This window comes from uncultured Jatrophihabitans sp., from assembly GCF_964244045.1.
In the GTDB taxonomy this organism is placed as follows: domain Bacteria; phylum Actinomycetota; class Actinomycetes; order Mycobacteriales; family Jatrophihabitantaceae; genus Jatrophihabitans.
The window spans coordinates 237,780-253,664 of sequence record NZ_CAXTHK010000002.1; the positions used below are offsets into that span (position 1 = coordinate 237,780).

General features: G+C 67.7%; 14 protein-coding genes and 1 pseudogene. 8 read left to right on the forward strand and 7 right to left on the reverse strand.

Annotated elements, in window-relative coordinates; genetic code table 11:
• Positions 1 to 14 precede the first annotated feature (14 nt).
• From ACFFC4_RS02985 to ACFFC4_RS02995, 3 genes are all read left to right on the forward strand, one after another.
• Positions 15 to 1,760 (forward strand): GAF domain-containing sensor histidine kinase, encoded by a 1,746-nt coding sequence (locus tag ACFFC4_RS02985; protein ID WP_375497616.1) that lies wholly within the window; start codon positions 15 to 17, stop codon positions 1,758 to 1,760.
• Between the two features lie 173 nt (positions 1,761 to 1,933).
• Positions 1,934 to 2,641: a GAF and ANTAR domain-containing protein gene (locus ACFFC4_RS02990; RefSeq protein WP_375497618.1), complete on the forward strand. Its 708-nt coding sequence runs from the start codon at positions 1,934 to 1,936 to the stop codon at positions 2,639 to 2,641.
• 72 nt (positions 2,642 to 2,713) lie between these two features.
• On the forward strand, positions 2,714 to 3,478 hold the full coding sequence (locus ACFFC4_RS02995; RefSeq protein ID WP_375497620.1) for a GAF domain-containing protein: 765 nt from the start codon (positions 2,714 to 2,716) through the stop codon (positions 3,476 to 3,478).
• Here the strand turns inward: ACFFC4_RS02995 and ACFFC4_RS03000 are convergent.
• On the reverse strand, positions 3,475 to 4,305 hold the full coding sequence (locus ACFFC4_RS03000; RefSeq protein ID WP_375497622.1) for a GAF and ANTAR domain-containing protein: 831 nt from the start codon (positions 4,303 to 4,305) through the stop codon (positions 3,475 to 3,477). The genes ACFFC4_RS02995 and ACFFC4_RS03000 overlap by 4 nt on opposite strands.
• Before the next feature lie 197 nt (positions 4,306 to 4,502).
• Here ACFFC4_RS03000 and ACFFC4_RS03005 point away from each other — a divergent pair, with 197 nt between their 5' ends.
• The 3 genes from ACFFC4_RS03005 to ACFFC4_RS03015 all read left to right on the forward strand — a co-directional run bounded on the left by ACFFC4_RS03005 (position 4,503) and on the right by ACFFC4_RS03015 (position 6,803).
• Entirely contained in the window at positions 4,503 to 4,637 is a 135-nt protein-coding gene (locus ACFFC4_RS03005) for a hypothetical protein (RefSeq protein WP_375497624.1), read from the forward strand.
• On the forward strand, positions 4,634 to 5,518 hold the full coding sequence (locus tag ACFFC4_RS03010) for an ANTAR domain-containing protein (protein WP_375497626.1): 885 nt from the start codon (positions 4,634 to 4,636) through the stop codon (positions 5,516 to 5,518). Before ACFFC4_RS03005 ends, ACFFC4_RS03010 begins: the two co-directional genes overlap by 4 nt.
• 292 nt (positions 5,519 to 5,810) lie before the next feature.
• Entirely contained in the window at positions 5,811 to 6,803 is a 993-nt protein-coding gene (locus tag ACFFC4_RS03015; protein WP_375497628.1) for a glycosyltransferase family 4 protein, read from the forward strand.
• 3 nt (positions 6,804 to 6,806) lie between these two features.
• On the opposite strand, the gene ACFFC4_RS03020 is transcribed toward ACFFC4_RS03015, so the two are convergent.
• From ACFFC4_RS03020 to ACFFC4_RS03030, 3 genes are all read right to left on the reverse strand, one after another.
• Positions 6,807 to 8,144 carry a glycoside hydrolase family 130 protein gene (locus ACFFC4_RS03020; protein WP_375497630.1) on the reverse strand — a complete coding sequence of 446 codons (1,338 nt, stop codon included), beginning with the start codon at positions 8,142 to 8,144 and terminating at the stop codon, positions 6,807 to 6,809.
• Positions 8,145 to 8,275: 131 nt separating this feature from the next.
• Entirely contained in the window at positions 8,276 to 9,307 is a 1,032-nt protein-coding gene (locus ACFFC4_RS03025) for a glycosyltransferase (protein ID WP_375497632.1), read from the reverse strand.
• Complete coding sequence (locus ACFFC4_RS03030) at positions 9,304 to 10,425, reverse strand: glycosyltransferase (RefSeq protein ID WP_375497634.1); 1,122 nt, start codon at positions 10,423 to 10,425, stop codon at positions 9,304 to 9,306. The genes ACFFC4_RS03025 and ACFFC4_RS03030 overlap by 4 nt, the downstream gene beginning before the upstream one ends.
• Before the next feature lie 273 nt (positions 10,426 to 10,698).
• Between ACFFC4_RS03030 and ACFFC4_RS03035 the strand changes: the two genes are divergently transcribed.
• Both ACFFC4_RS03035 and ACFFC4_RS03040 read left to right on the forward strand, forming a co-directional pair.
• The gene (locus tag ACFFC4_RS03035) at positions 10,699 to 10,971 is read left to right on the forward strand and encodes a hypothetical protein (protein ID WP_375497636.1); all 273 of its coding nucleotides are present in this window, start codon (positions 10,699 to 10,701) and stop codon (positions 10,969 to 10,971) included.
• Between the two features lie 571 nt (positions 10,972 to 11,542).
• Positions 11,543 to 11,836 (forward strand): hypothetical protein, encoded by a 294-nt coding sequence (locus tag ACFFC4_RS03040; protein WP_375497638.1) that lies wholly within the window; start codon positions 11,543 to 11,545, stop codon positions 11,834 to 11,836.
• A 218-nt stretch (positions 11,837 to 12,054) separates the two neighbouring features.
• Here ACFFC4_RS03040 and ACFFC4_RS03045 read toward each other — a convergent pair whose 3' ends face one another.
• From ACFFC4_RS03045 to ACFFC4_RS03055, 3 genes and pseudogenes are all read right to left on the reverse strand, one after another.
• Positions 12,055 to 13,212: a Fic family protein gene (locus ACFFC4_RS03045; RefSeq protein ID WP_375497640.1), complete on the reverse strand. Its 1,158-nt coding sequence runs from the start codon at positions 13,210 to 13,212 to the stop codon at positions 12,055 to 12,057.
• A 366-nt stretch (positions 13,213 to 13,578) separates the two neighbouring features.
• Complete coding sequence (locus tag ACFFC4_RS03050; RefSeq protein WP_375497668.1) at positions 13,579 to 15,012, reverse strand: PQQ-binding-like beta-propeller repeat protein; 1,434 nt, start codon at positions 15,010 to 15,012, stop codon at positions 13,579 to 13,581.
• Between the two features lie 12 nt (positions 15,013 to 15,024).
• Positions 15,025 to 15,822, reverse strand: a pseudogene (locus tag ACFFC4_RS03055) (IPT/TIG domain-containing protein); the annotation flags it as partial.
• Positions 15,823 to 15,885 lie beyond the last annotated feature (63 nt).

Sequence of the window (15,885 nt, forward strand, 5' to 3'; positions counted from 1 at the left end):
TACAGTGAACGAACATGGATGCGCAACCCAGCGCGGACTTCCGCCTTCCGGATGCCTCGAAGCGCGAGTTCGACGCACTGATCGGTGAGCTCGTCGACCGCGCCCGCGACGGCCAGCATTCCCAAGGTCGACTGCGTGGCCTGCTCGGGGCCATCGAGATGCTCACTGCAGACCCCTCGCTCGACGCGGTCCTGCGCAACGTCGTCGAGGCGGCCTGCCGCCTGGCCGGAGCCAGGCACGGCGCGTTCGGCGTGTTCGGCCCGGATGACCGCATCGAGCAGGTCTTCCACATGGGCGCCGACGTGGGCGATGACGTGGGCGATGACGTGGGCGATGACGTGGGCATTGAGGAGGCAGGTACCGGCCAGGCTGCCGGCGGGAGTGCCCTGCTGGACGAGCTGCTGGGCGATCCAGGATCGATCCCGCTTCAGCAGCTCGTTACCGACCCTCGACTCATCGGTGTCGGCAGAGGACTTACTTCGGTGCCGTCCTTTCTGGCCGTCCCCGTCCGCGTGAACGACGAGGTGTACGGCAATCTCTACCTGACCGGCAGCGCAGCCGGCCGGTTCAGCACAGAGGACGAGACGCAGATCTGCGCTCTGGCGCTCGCCGCGGGCACGGCCATCAGCAACGCCCGCCTGTTGCAGGAGTCGCGGCTGCAACAGCGTTGGCTCAGTGCGTCCGTCGAGATCAGCGAGCAGTTGATCGCCGACACCGGCGAGGACGCGCTGCAGGTGGTCGCGCGTTCCGTGATCGAGATCGCTGATGCCGACCTGGTTGCGGTGTGCCTGCTGACCCCGGGCAGTACGCCCGAACTGACGGTGGCTGCGGCATCGGGGGACGCCGCGCCGGAGCTGCTCGATCAGCGATTCGCCGTTGCGACGAGCCGAGTCCGCTCCGTCGTCGAGGACGCGACCCCGCTCCTGCTGATGCAGCACGACGATGCTGGCGTTCCAGACGGCGGCACCCTGCTCGGCACCGGCCCGCTGATGGCGCTGCCCCTGGGCGGCGCCGAGGGGTTGCGAGGTGTGCTCACCGTGGGCCGCGCTCGCGGCCGCCGCCCGTTCGGCGCCGTCGACCTCGCCATGGCCGCCGGCTTTGCCGGACACGCCGGTGTGGCGCTCGAACTCGCGGCCGCCCGTACCGCCGCGCAACGCCGGATCCGCTCCGAGGACCGGGACCGGATCGCACGGAACCTTCATGATCACGTGATCCAGGAGCTGTACGCCATCGGTCTGGGCCTGGAGGCCACGGCGACCCTCGTCGAGCCGGACGGCCTCGTTGCGCAGCGGATAGCCCAACGGGTACGCGACGTCGACCGGACGATCTCGCAGATCCGGACCAGCATCTTCGAGCTCCGCGGCCCGCTGAGCGGCTCGAGTAAGGGCCTGCGTGCCCGGGTGCTGGAGATCGGCACCGACCTGTTCGACGCTCTCGGGTTCATGCCTCGGACCGTCTTCTCCGGTCTCGTCGACCTGGTTGTGGACGAAGGTCTGGCCGAGGACCTCTGCGCCTGCGTGCGTGAAGCGCTCACCAACGTCGCAAAGCATGCGCACGCAACCAGCGCGGACGTCGAGCTGTCCGTGGCGGCCGGCACCGTGACACTCGTCGTGACCGATGACGGGGTGGGCTACCCGCCGAACGGTCGATCGAGCGGCTTGACCAACCTCCGGGTGCGGGCCGAGTGGCACGGTGGCTCATTCACTATTGCGGCGGCGGTTGCCGGGGGAACCATCGTTACCTGGCAGGCGCAGCTGTAGGCGTGGGCGAGTGTGCTGCGTCGGCGCGCCGACCCCGCTACGACGAGAGTCGCGCCCGTCGTAGCGGATGGGGAGCACACTGAACCGGTGCCCCGCCTTTCGATCGTGCCGTTCCGCTCCGTCCGAGTTCACACCTCGGCGGCCTTTGACGCGTTCGTGGGGGCGCGGCGCTGATGTCCATCCAGGACAGTCTGGTATCCGCCGTCGGCGCTGAACGGGGAGCGTCAGCCGCCGATCGGCTGTGCGAGGCGTGTGTTGATTTGCTGGCGGTCGACGCGGCCGCGATCTCACTGGTTTTCGACGGCACGAACACCGGCACGCTCGGGGCGAGCGGATCCGAGGCGCGCGTCCTGGACGAATTGCAGTTCACGCTCGGAGAAGGCCCCTGCTTGGAGTCGGTGGCAGCCCATGCGCCGGTTCTCGTGATCGACCTGGCCCAGGACGAAGCGTCCCGATGGCCGGCATACGGGCCGGCGATGCTGCGCCACGACATCCGGGGTGTTTTCGCAATGCCGGTTCTGGTGGCCGGTGAGTACTTGGGCGCGCTCGACCTGTTCCGTGCGCAGCCGGGTCCGTTGGACGGCGAGCATCTCGTCGGTGCGCTCGTTGCCGCGATGCTCGCCGAGCTGCCGCTGCTCGACCTGCTCGCCGGTGACCTGCACGCCGCCGCGAACGATCCGGACACCTCCGCGTGGACCGAGTTGAACACGATCACCCGCGCCGAGGTCAGCCAGGCCACCGGCATGCTGGTGGCGCAGCTCGAGATCGAACCGGCCGCGGCGCTGATGCGCCTGCGCGCGCACGCGTACGCCGAAGGACGCTCCGCGACCTCGGTCGCTCGCGACATCCTCGCGCGCCGCATCCGTCTGGAACACCACTGATGCCGCCCGTTGACGGGCAATCCGATTACCTGACCGCGTACCGAGCGGCCAACATCACGACAGGAGTGACTGATGGCTGACGGTGATCGCGAGGCGCGTGTGCTCGATGCAGTGGTGACGCTGGTCGACAGCCTGCTGCACGATTTCGACGTCGTCGATCTGTTGACCGATTTGACCGAGCGCTGCACCCAGCTGCTCGATGTGTCGTCTGCCGGTCTGCTGCTGACCGATGCGCGCCAACACCTGCATCTGATGGCAGCGACGTCGGACCGGACCGCTGAGCTCGAGCTGTTTCAGCTGCAGGCCGACGAGGGCCCCTGCCTGGACTGCTTCATGAGCGGGGAACCGGTGTCGATCGCGGACCTGAGCATTGCGGCGGAGCGGTGGCCGCGGTTCATCCCGGCTGCTCGCGAAGCCGGGTTCGCCTCGGTGCATGCGGTGCCGATGCGGGCCGCGGGCAGCGTGCTCGGCGCCCTGGGGCTGTTCGGCTCGCAGGTGGGAGAACTCAACGAAGCCGATCTGCTGGTAGGACGCAGCCTGGCCCACGTCGCGTCCGTTGCGATCGTGCAGGAACATGCCCCCTCGAGGGAGGTCGTGCTCCCGCACCTGCGCCACGCTCTGACCAGCAGGATCGTCGTCGAGCAGGCGAAGGGCTTCCTGCGCGAACGGTTGGACATCACCGTCGCCGAGGCGTTCACGCTGCTGCGGAGCTATGCCCGGACCTCCAGCACGCACCTGACCGAAGTTTCTCGTCAGTTGATCTCTGAGCCTGACGCCCGCCCGTCGATCATTGCTGGGCTGCGCGAGGTCGGCGCAACCGGCAACCGTTACAACTAAGAGTTGTCGGATCGGGCGTGCCGCGCGTGGGCGCGGCGCACCGCTTCGTCGACCAGGCGTTGTGCGATGTCCGCGAGCTTGACGTTCTCGCCCTGACTCGTCTGACGCAACCGATCAAACGCCTCCTCCGAGCTGCCGCCGGAGCGGCTGCGCAGGATCCCGATCGCCTGGTCGATCACCGCCCGATTGGTCAACGCGGCTTGTAGCTGAGTAGCCCGCGCATGCGCGGCGTGCAGCACCTGAATGTTGCCCACCGTGATTCCGGCCGGCGCGGCGAACTGCTCCGCCAACCGAACCGCGTGTTCGGTGAACGCGTCCCGTTTGCGGGCGTAGATGTTGAGTGCCCCGACAACCGTGCCACGCACGAGTAACGGAATCGACAACGCCGAATGCACCTGCAACCGCGCAGCGCGACCACCGAACCGGGGCCACCGGTCATCGCTGCCCAGCGACCCGCTGACCAAGATGCGACCGGTTCGCATCGCGGTCAAGCACGGCCCCTCCCCGCAGATGTCGTACTGCAGATGGTCGATCTCGCGCACGAACGCAGCGGTGACCGCCCACGCCAACACGACCGGCGGCCCGTCCCCCGCGCGGACGACTGTGACGCCCGCACCGTCACTGCCCGGGACAGCCAGGACCACCAGGTCGGCGATCTGCGCAAGTACTTGCTCGAGCTCGTCGACATCGGCCACCAGCCCGGCAAGACCCTGCACCGCGGTGGTCACGTCTTGGTCGTCGGAGTCACTCTGCGCCTGAGTCAGCCCTTGGTCGGGTGGCACGGCCCGACCGGTCTGCCGATCGAATTCGGCGCTGTGTTCACTCACGACGTTCAGTATCGCCCGAACTGCCGCCGGAGTCCGCACTCGCCCGACACATCCGACGCTGCACCCGGATTGGCGGGCTGCCTGATAGGTGAACACGTGGAAATCTTCCTCGTCGCCCGAATCGGTCTAGACCAGCAACCGCTGGTGTGGCATCGTTCGATGCGCTGGAACACAGCCTCCTGAGACGAAGCTCCCGCGTGCGCGAGCTTTTGGGGCAAACCGCCCACTCTGCCGGGACTTTCGGTGACCTCCCGCCCTACGGCCAGGTGACCATGTTCTTCGCGCTCCAGCACGACCTCGTTTCTGCCTGGCCTGTCGAGGTGACGGGGTGACCGCCACCGGGCGCACCGGCGACGGCGGGATCGTTCAACGCGATGCTGATGGTGCGTCCGGCGCTGACCTGGACCTGGGCGTCGACTTTGACGCCGATGACGACGTAACTGGGTGCGGGGAGGTCCGGCCGTTTGCGCGGCTCGTGCCGTCCGTCGAGCCGAGCGTGGTGTTCACCAGCTTGGCCGCGCAGTGCGTGCCGGATCTGTGCGACGACTGCACGATCGACATGGTCGACGGCAGCCGCGCGCAGTACGGCATCGTCTTTCCGCCCCGCACGACCAGCACCGGCGGGCTGCTGCGGCTCGCCGACCGCGCCGGCGTGACGCCGGATCATCGGCTACAAGTGCCTTTCGCCGCGCCGCACCTGACACGCACGATTCAAGATCAATACCAGGAGGCCGGGCCCCGCGAGGAGTTCCATGGGGTGGCCACCTTCGTGTGGCACCGCCGCGTGCCCACGCGCAGCGATCACATCGCAGCTGCAGTCCTCGTCGAGCGCGCCGTGCAGACGGTGGTGTCGCAACGCAGCGAACAGGCCTGGGACATCGTCGCCGCGGACGTCGAACATCTCGAGCTTGCCTTGCGGACGAGCCGACGGATCGGCGCGGCTGTCGGAATCCTGATGACCGTGCACAAGATCACCGCGGAGAAGTCCTTCGATCTGCTCGTGCAGGCGAGTCATCGCAGCAACCGCAAGCTTCGCGATCTCGCCGAAGACGTGGTCGACACCGGCTGCCTGGACTCGCAGCCCGCGGCCAGCACGACGGGATCGGTCACGTCAGAGTCAAGCCAATCCCGGTCGGAACCATATGCGGGCCGAGATCGGTCCGCGCCTCGTCGGCCGTCCCAGGGAGCAAGGTGTCGATCGGCAGATGTATGACGCTTCGGTCAGAGTAGAACCGGCAGTCCCGCGTCGGATCCGAACCCTGAGCGCATCAAACCCGGTGCCCGTGCTCTCGCAGAGGAACACCGGGCGCGACGCTGAGCGGGTAGACACGTACCCCCCGGTAAGTGTCCTGGTCGCCGGAGCTTTCGCTGGCGGCTGACCTGCTCAGAGATCAACGTATACCTATCTGGACCTGCGTGCGACACCCTCACCGGCCAGGATCGGCGCACGCCATGACAGCACCGATCGCAGCGCGGGATTCTGCGGCGGCCGGGTGAAGGTCGCGATGCTCGGCCCCATCGCCTGGCGGACCCCGCCGAGGCATTACGGGCCGTGGGAACTGGTCACGGGTCTGCTCACGGAGGGATTGGTCGCCGCAGGGGTCGAGGTCACCCTGTTCGCAACGCTGGACTCCGAGACCACGGCCGAACTCGACGGTGTCGCGGCCCATCCCTATGCCGAGGATCCGGCGATGGACGGTCGGGTGTGGGAGGCCATCCATACCGCGCACGCCTTGAACAGGGCGGCGGAATTCGACCTTGTTCACAATCAGCTGGACTGGTTGCCGCTGACCTTCGGCGGGCTTTCTCGAACCCCGATGGTGACGACCGTGCATGGGTTCTCCGGCGCCGCGATCCTGCCGGCGTACCGCCGTTCGGCGTCGACGCTGGTCTCGATCTCCGACTCGGACCGCTCGCCTGACCTGGACTACATCGCCACGATCCATCACGGCGTTGATCACAAGGTCCTACCTTTCCGCCAGGAGCTCGGCGAGGACCTGGTCGTGTTCGGACGGGTGCACCCGGACAAGGGGACGGCCACGGCGATCTCGATCGCCAAGGCGGCGGGGCGTCGGCTCGTCATCTGCGGGATCGTGCACGACGACGAGTACTTCGCGAAGGAGATCGAGCCGCATCTGGACGGCGATCGGGTCGTGTACCTCGGGTCGGTCGGCCCGACGCAGCGTGCACAGGTACTGGGGTCAGCGGCCGCGCTCTTGCATCCGATCGACTTCGACGAACCGTTCGGTCTGTCCGTCGTCGAAGCCATGATGTGCGGGACGCCTGTGGTCGCCTATCGACGCGGCTCCATGACGGAGGTTGTTGACGTCGGCGTCACCGGTTTCCTGGCCCACGATGTCCCCTCAGCCGTGGACGCGGTCCATAAGGCCGTCGAACTCGATCGTGCCCGGGTGAACGAGCAGGCCGTTCGGCGCTTCGGGGTTGCCCGGATGGTCGACGACTATCTCCGTGTCTACGACCGAATCCTGACCGGCTGACAGTCACGCGGGTGCCAGCATGCGCTCAATCAGCTCGGTCAGGGCCACCCAGGCGACACCGATGCGGGAGTCGTCGATCCCGTAGGGAATCCATAGTCGCCCGTCGTGCACCACGCCGCCGCAGGAGTACACAACGCTGGGGACGTAACCGTCCCGTTCGTTGGATGCCGGCTGGAGAAGCGGATCGGTGAGGCTGCCGATGATCCGGCTCGGATCGTCGAGGTCCAGCAGCAGCGCGCTGATCGTGTACACGCGCATCGCCCCGACAGCGTGTGTCAACACGAGCCAACCGTGCTCGGTCTCGATCGGCGGCCCGCAGTTGCCGACCTGGAGCAATTCCCATCCCCCGCGCGGACGGTGCAGCACCTCGGACTCGCTCCAGGTGAACCCGTCGTCGGACCACGCAAGGCTGGTGTTCTCGCCGTCGGTGCGGCACAGAGCGAGATGACGGCCGCGCACGAGACGGGGGAACAGGGCCATCCCCTTGTTGCGGGCCGCGTCGCCGGCCAGCCGATGGGCCTGAAACGTTCGCAGGTCGAGGCTCTGCAGCAGCCGTGGCTCAATGTTGCGGCCGTCGTAGGCGGTATAGGTCCCTCGGTACTCCACCGATCCGTCAGCGGCGACGAAGCGGGTGAACCGGGCGTCCTCCATCCCGTTGCTCTCCTCGGGGACAGACGGGTGCAGGATGCGTTGGCTGAGCTGTACATCGGGGTCGAAGGTGACGCCGTATGCGGATTGGACCAGTCGGCGCAGCAGATCGACGCCGGCCTGCCCCCCGGGTCGCAGGACCAGTTCGGGGAAGAGGTCGACGATCGCGCGTTCAAGGTCGGTCGTGTCGAACTCGGCGGGCAGGGCGTGCAGCAGGGCCCGGCCGAGCTCGTCGAACGGGCCCTGGTCTCCGAGCACCGACCGAAGGTTGGCGATCGTCCAGCGGGCGGTCGAAGTCGTGCCGCTGACGGTGGGCAGGGTGCGGGTCTCGAAGGCCCAGACCGGGCCAGGGCCGATCAGCGCGGTGCAGAAGGCGATCGACGACAGGTGACCCTCACCAACTGCTCGCAGGCTCATCGCGACTCGTACCTGCCCGACCTGCACCTGGGCTTGGTCAGGCGAGAGCACTGCACTCGGGTTCATCAGAGCGGCAGCCTCGGTCGAGTACTCGGCGGTGAAGGCCGCTCCGAGCAGGTGTGTCCGCGCGCTCGACAGGGAAGACGTGGCGTCGAGCCGCGCGGCGATGATCGCCGCGTGGCGCTCGAGTAGTTCGGGATAAGCCCGGTGCCTCGCGGAGAACTCGGAGAGCAATTCGGCAGCGAGCCGAACGACCTCATCCTCGGGCAAAGCCATCACCCGGGCGACTATCGCGGCAGCTCTGGACTGCGCGCGGTGTGGTTCCTCGCCGGGGAGGAACAGTCGCGCGATAACACGCCTCGGATCCGGCCGAAGTTCCGAATTCGTCCGGTGCAGCAGGGCGCTGGTCACCTCGTTGCGCGCATCCGGTCGGCGAGCTGCGCGGTCGCGAGCACCGCCAGCGTTGATTCCGCGCCCTGGTTCTGGTTGCGGCCGCCGGCCTCCAAGCCGTCGAAGCCTGCTCCCGTCGCCGGGTCGAACATGCAGACGGTGCTGTCGTTGTCGCCTAGGAACCACGCCCACGCCAAGGACAGCCCGATGCCCCAATGCGGATCGCCGGTGATCCGGTAAGCGGTGGCACACGCTTCGGCGAGGGCGGCGACCTCGATCGGCTGCTGGTCGAATTCGGGCACGGGCCACTCGTGTCCCCGGCCCGCAACGGGCGTGACCGAAAGGTGCCCGTCTCTCGTCTGCCGATCCAGGAGGAAGTTGAGCAGCAGCAGCCCGCGGTGCAGCAAGGCGGGCCGGTGGAGGACCGATCCCGCGATGATGAGCGCCTCCGGGACGCTGGCGTTGGCGTATCGCAGGCGAGGTTCGGGCCATGGCCAGTCCCGACCCTCACCCGGAGCCCCGACCACTTCAGCGCAGTCTTGGAGAAGGTCGATGGCGGACCGTTCTCCAGGCTCGTCCTGCAGCAGGTGCCCGGCGCCGATAGCCGCAAACGCCATCGCCCGATTGTGCGGGGAGCGCTGCTGTGCAGCGACGCGAAACCCCTGCAGCGCCTTGACGCGGATCAACGGAGACGCGGACGTCGACGCAGCAACCCCGAGACCCCAGACGGCTCGCCCCCACCAATCCCCGGTGGACGGCAGATCGGTCCACTGACCGTCCTCATCCATCCGGTTGCGGCATCTTCCATCGGACGTCACTGCAGCGAGCACGAAGTCGAGGTACCGCTGCTCCAGGTCCCTGAGCTTCGGATCTTTCGTTCGCTGCCTGCTCAGCACGACCAGCGCCCGTGCGGCGTCGTCGACGCAGTACCCGTGCTCCGGTCGGGGGGCGTCGTATCGTGCGTGTTCGAACAACCCGCGGTCGTCGGTCATCGCAAGCAGGTGGTCAAACACCGGCGCGGTGGCCGGAGCGAAGCGGAGGCCCGTCATGCGACGACGCAGGCCGTCGTCAGGCGGCCGAGGAGCGCGCGGAACTGCTCGGCGACCGCCGGCCACAGCAGGTGTTCCGTCGCCTGTCCGGCCTTGGCAGCCATCTCGGCTGCAACGTCGCGTCGTGTGATGATCGTGCGCAGGGCCTCGGCGATGGCGTGGGGGTCGCGGTGCGGAACGACGGTGCCCATGCCGTTCGCCAGCAGCTCGACAGCGTGTGGGAATCGCGTTGCGACAACGGGTTTGCCGGCCGCGACGGCTTCGATCAGCACTCCGGACGTCACCTGGTCGACGGAGTCGTAGGGCAGAAGCACGACGTCGGCGTCGGCGACGAGACCGGCAAGAGACGCTGCATCCCGGTACTGCGGATCGAGAGTGACCATCCGTTGCAGTCCCAACCGCCAAATCTGCTCCGTCAACCGGTCGCGGTACGCCTCGCCCTCATGGGCGAACACCTTGGGATGCGTCCGGCCGGCGATCACGTAATGCACGGGGGGAACGATGTCGGCGAGCTCCGCCATGGCCTCAATTCCCCATTCGATTCCCTTGCCGGGACCGAGAAGACCCCACGTCAGGACGGTGGCCCTGGACCTTCCCGCGCCGGTATTGCGGTCCTTGAGCAGGCCCGACGATGGCGGTGCGCCGTGCGGGATGACGTCGACCTTTCGCATGTCCACGGCGTAGCGGGTCAGCCGATCGCGGGCTGTTGCCGTCATGACGACCACGGCGTCCGCGGCGGCCACCACCGACTCGAGGACGTTGCGCTGGTGGGGTGTCGGAGTCACCAGGACGGTGTGCAGTACCACGACGACCGGCACGCGCAGCTCATCGAGTAGCAGCAGAACGTCCGCACCGTCCTGACCTCCGTACACACCGAACTCGTGTTGGACGATCACCGCTTCGCATTGATTCAGCTGCGCAGCGCCCGGAGCGATGCCGGCCCGGTCGCCGGCCACCAGGTGCGTGCCGGGACCCGCCTCTGGCTTGTCCAATAAGCGGACCACGACGCTGTCGTCCGCGCTCGATCCGACGAGTGCTCCACGCAGCGAGTCGGTGAAGGTGGCGAGCCCGCAACGCGTGGGTGGGTAAGTGCTGACAAAACCGAGGCGAGCTGCCATGACGGTCGAACCTTCCGGTGTCGGCGGACCGTCGCTGCGGCAGCCGGATGTGCTGAGCGACGGCGGCCAGTCGGGTTCGTAGCGCGCTGCGTCGATGGGATTGTCGAGCCCGGAAGGAGGAATAGCGGCGTCATCGCCGGGGCCGTCGCCAGTTTCAGGCGGCCTCAGTTGAAGCATCCACGCACCGGGCAGATAAACCAAACCTGACTGCGCCGGGCCGCGGTAGGTCCTTTGCCGCTGCGCGGATGGATTGATCGGGCACACGCTCAGGGCTTGATCGACGAGAACATCCTGAACGCGCGCCAGTTCTCGTTCGGAATGTCGCGACCTCCCGGCATCGGCGCCGCACTGCTGGGGGATCCGGTGGTTCTGATCTGCCGCCAGCGCAATGGAGGCGCGACGTCGGGATCGTTGCCGCGTCCCCCGGGCGAACACCCTGACGAACTGTCGCCGCAGCACGCCTGGCTCGAGGACGCTTTCCTCGACCTCATCCAAGAGCACTCCGAGTTTGCAGCTCCCGCCGCAACACAGGCGGCGTCGGCATGACCCAGACGGTCACGGTGCAGCGTCCTGGGGCGACCGGTTTGGGGGTGCCGCTCACGTCCAGCCGGCAGCGCACATTGTCGTGTTGGCGGTCATGCGGTCGGAGCGGACCAAGCTGCGCACCGTCCACATCCACTGTGCGGGCGTTGGCGCTCACATCGCTTTATGGGCCCGGGGCGGGTCGCAACGCAACCCGCCCCGGGTTCCGCACCGAACGGGCAGCCGGGGGAGCCCACCCGAGCCGGCACTCTCGACCTTCGTTGTTCGAGGTGGCCGCCGCCAGGGACCTTCGACACCATGCGGCCGGGTGATCTTCATTCTGGGCACAAGTCAGGTTCTTGACGTCCGTGGCCTGGAACATTCCTTCGCCGGTTACCCGCCCCTTGTTGACTCGACCGCAGGGCGCCACCCGACGAGTAAGGACCCGAGCGCGCATCAAGGCCCAGTCCCGCTGCGACGTTCGACCCTAGGGGGATGCGCACGGCTGACACATGGTTCGGACGTGACGGTCCCCTGCACGGCGCCGTGATCCCCCGACCGACCGACTCCCGAAGCACGCACCCCGTCGAGCACCGTGCTTGCGGTCCTGCTCGGCTTCGTAACGGCGACCCGCGGCGAGGTCTTATACGCGGCAGCGTGCCACTCGACTCCGTGGACGTCGACCAACACCGACCTCGACACCGTGGCCCGGCGGGTCGGGCTGGGCCATGATCCGCTCATTGCCGACGACGTGGTCCACACCGGCCGGCCCGGACGGCGCTGCGCTGTCCGGCGGCGAACGTCAGTGGCTGCTGCTCGCCCGAGCGTTGCTCGCCGACCCGACAAGGGCCTCGTCACTGCGGAGCAGTCGAGGTTCGTCGACGTCTGAGCCGGCGGTGGCGCGAGGGTCGGTGTTCGCGAGACCGTCGGCGATTGGATAGCTCGGGCCGACGTCACGGGGCCGGTCGGCAGGATCGCGGCCGGCGGCGTCGTGGATGCTGGACTCGACGTGACCTGTGTGGGCGCCTCGGGCACTACCTCAAGGGTGTCGAGGGAGTCGTGAACACCGTCATCATCAAGCCGCTGGTTTCTCCATCCGGCGTCTCGTCACCGCGCCCGTCGAATCTCCTCCGCCAAGGTGGGATACGGGTCGACCAGCGGCGCGCGACCGCGCCTCAGTTCCTCGCGGATCGCCGTCAGCGGCTCGCCGGCCAGGTAATGGCGTCCTCGACGTTCGCCCTTGGGGGTCAGTAGCCCGAGGTCAGCGGCGCGTACGAGATCCCGTGTGGCGGTGCGCTCGTCGAGCGCGGTGTGTTTCAGGTAGGAAGGACGAGTCACGCGCAGACCGAGCAGCGCGTCGAACAGGGCGGCGCCGAGACGTTCGGGCAGCCCGTTCTCATCGACAATGGTGTCGATGTGCTCCCACTGGCGTTCGGCGTCGGCAAAGCGACGTCGGAGGGTCTGAGCCTGCATGTGGTGCGCACGGAGGCTGAACTTCAACCACAGCGACGCGTCGTTGCCGGGTTGCCAGCTACCCCGCCCGACCGCGGCGAGGACGTCGTAGTACTCCTGCGTGTTACTACCGAGCCATTCCTCGATGCTCGAAAACGTCGGCTCGACCAGGTGATCCTGGGCCAGCACCATCGTCTGCAACGCGCGTGCCATTCGACCGTTGCCGTCGCGGAACGGGTGGATCATCACCAGGTTGAGGTGAGCCAGTGCACCACGGACGAGCGGATCGTCGTCGGCTTGGGGCGTGGCCAGCGCACGGGACAACGTGGCCACCAGGCCAGGAACATCCTCTGACGGCGGGCCTTCATAGACGTTGGCGTCGCGGCGGTCGTCTCGGACGTACACCGAAGACTCGCGATACCTGCCCGGGTACTTGGCAAGATCGTGCTCGAGCAGCATGAAGTGCATGGAACGCAGCACGCTCTCGTCGATGACGAATCCGGACGACGTCGCGACATTGAGGACGTAGGTCAGGACGCGTCGATACCCGAGGATCTCGGCCCAGGTGGCGTCATCGGCGCTCAGGGGCGGTTCGTCGTCGACGGCGGCGGCGGCGTCCTCCGTGGAGACGGTGTAGCCCTCGATGGTGTTCGAGCCTTGGATCGCGCGAGCGGCGCTGGTGCGGCGAAGGCCACCGGTCCACCGCCGAGGGATGCGTAAGACATCGGCCAAGGCGGCGCGGATGTCGTGAACCTCGCCGATGACCTGCGAATCGTCAAGATCCGGGTTGGGCGGGCGGAACAGATCGGGCATGTCGCTATGTCCTTATCTAAGAGACACAGCCTCGCATTGGGAGGTCGCTGTGTCACTTATTTACAGCCAACCGACGGAGAGACACGCGGATCGCACACCGTGAAATTAGCTGGGCGGCCTGCGTGGACGCCCGACCCGTCAGCAACCCGGCACGCAACGACGACACACGATCAGGACGAGACCGGCGAGAGCGAACCCACGGAGTCGGGCCACTCCACGGCGAGCGGCGCAGCCGGACGCAACCGAGAGCACGAATCCCCGAGCTGACTTCGTCCGACTTCTCGTCGGGGGACAAGGAGCCGGACGAGAGTCATTCCGATACGTCGTGCCGATGCGGCCGGCGGCACGCTCAGAACCGCATCCCCGCTAACCCACGCGGAGCGCGCGGTTGGGTCGCAGCGTCGAGAGGGCGGGGCGCGCGGCCGCTGCCGGGTTCAGCCCGCCGGCTAGCGTGAAGGCGTTCACCCTGCCGTCGGTGGACCCGATGTAGAGCGTGCCGTTCACCACCGTCGGTGCGTCGAAGTAGTAACTGTTGCCGGCCGTGTAGGTCCACAGGGTTCCCCCGTACGAGGCGTCAAGGGCGTAGACCTGGTCGGCGTAGTTGCTCGCGTAGACCACACCATTGGCAACTGCGACCGACGCGCCTACGAGCCCGCTGGTCGTCGTGCTCCAGACGGTGGCGCCGGTATACGCGTTCAGGGCGTAGACGTGGCTGTCCGAGGCCCCGATGTAGACGACCCCGTTCGCCACCGCCGGCGATGAGTAGACGATCGCACCCAGCGAATCAGTCCACAGCACGCTTCCCGTCTGTGCGTTCAGCGCGTAGAACTTCTGGTCGTCCGAGCCGACGTACACGACCCCGTTGACCACCGCGGGCATGCCCTCGACGGTGCCCCCGGTCAAGTAGCGCCAGATCGAACCGCCCGTGGTCGCGTTCAGCGCGTAGACGTAGTCGTCGGCAGAGCCGATGTAGACGATGCCGTTCGAGACCACGGGCGAGGAGTAGATCGCCCCGCCCGTCGTGGAGGTCCAGACCAGGGCCCCGGTCGTTGCGTTCAGCGCGTACACGTTGGCATTGAACGAGCCGATGTACACGATGCCACCGGAGACCACCGGCGACGATGCTGTGTCGGACCCGGTCGCGTAGCTCCACTTCAGCGCACCGGTCGTCGCGTTCAGCGCAAACACCTTGCCGCTGTTCGTACCGACGTACACCACACCGCCAGTGACGCTCGGTGTGCTGTAGCCGCCACCCGCGGCCGCATAGGTCCAGCGCACCGCGCCGGTGGTGGCATCGACCGCGGACAGGCCCGACGAGGACGACAGGACGTAGGCGAGCCCGCCGGACACCGTGATCGAACTCTCGACGGCGGAACCCGGTGAGTACGTCCAGGCCTGGCCCAGGCCCCCGACGTTCGAGGTGTTCAGCGAGTTCTCGTAGGCGTTGTACCGGCCACCACTGGCCTTGTAGCCGAGCTGGGTCCAGTCGGTGCGGACGACGAACGAGGCCTGCGCCCCGAAGCCGCTGCGCCGGCCCGCGGCGCTGATCCACGAGGTCCCCGGTTGCGCCGACGCCGGCACGACGAAGCCGCTGTAGGTGAAGCTCCCGGTAGCGGTGGTGGACACCAACGCGACGTCCGTTAGGCCGTAGTACAGGTCAACGAGTTCGTTGGCTCCGAAGCCGGCCCCCGACACCGTGGTCGTGGTCGTCGGGGGCCCGACCGCGACCGACAGCACCAGACCCGGGGTGACCGTGAACGTTCCGGCGGCCACGGTGGCGCCGGCGGACGTCACCGTCACGGGGCCGGTGCTAGCACCTACCGGGACGGACACTGTGAGCTTTGCTGTCGACACCACGGTCGCGGTCGTGGATACGCCGTTGAACGACACGGTGGCCGGGGAGGTGAAACGCGCCCCGGTGATAGTCACCAGCGTGGCAGGTGGCCCGGAGGTCGGCGCGATGGACGACACGGACGGGGTCACGGTGAACGAGCCGGCGGAGACGGTCGACCCAGCGGACGTCACGCTGACCGGCCCGGTGGTCGCAGCGGCGGGAACGGGCACTGTCAGCTTCGTCGCCGACACCACTGTTGCGGTTGCGGCGGTCGCGCCGGTGAACGTCACGGTTGACGGCGAGGTGAAGCCGGTGCCGTTCACCGTGACCACCGTGCCCGGGGGCCCCGAGGTCGGGGTGATCGACGTGACTGTTGCGGCAACGGCCAGCGGTTTGGGGCTGGTGGCCTGCGAGCTCGCTGCCACCACGGTGATCCGACCAGACGTGGCTGCGGCGGGCACCGTCGCGGTGATCCGTTTCGCCGAGCTGATGTGGAACGTGAGGTGGGTCGAGTGCAACTCGACGCGGGAGACCGAGGCCAGCCCTGTACCGGTGATGACGATCGACTTGCCGGCCGCTGTCGTGGCGGGCGATACCGACGTGATCGTCGGGGCGGCCACTGGCGTAGCCACTGGCGCGGCCGACGCCAGTGGACGTGCGGCAGCGACCGAACCACCGCACGCGAGCGCCGACATCGTCACCACTGCGGCGACGGAAACCGCAAACCGTCTGCGTTGTGTGACCGCGATTGCGGCCGCGGCCAGAACTCGGTTCATTGTGGTCTCGGGAGAGTCCCGCCGAGTGGTGTAAGTCGGGTTCCTGATCGTGGTGACCGGTGT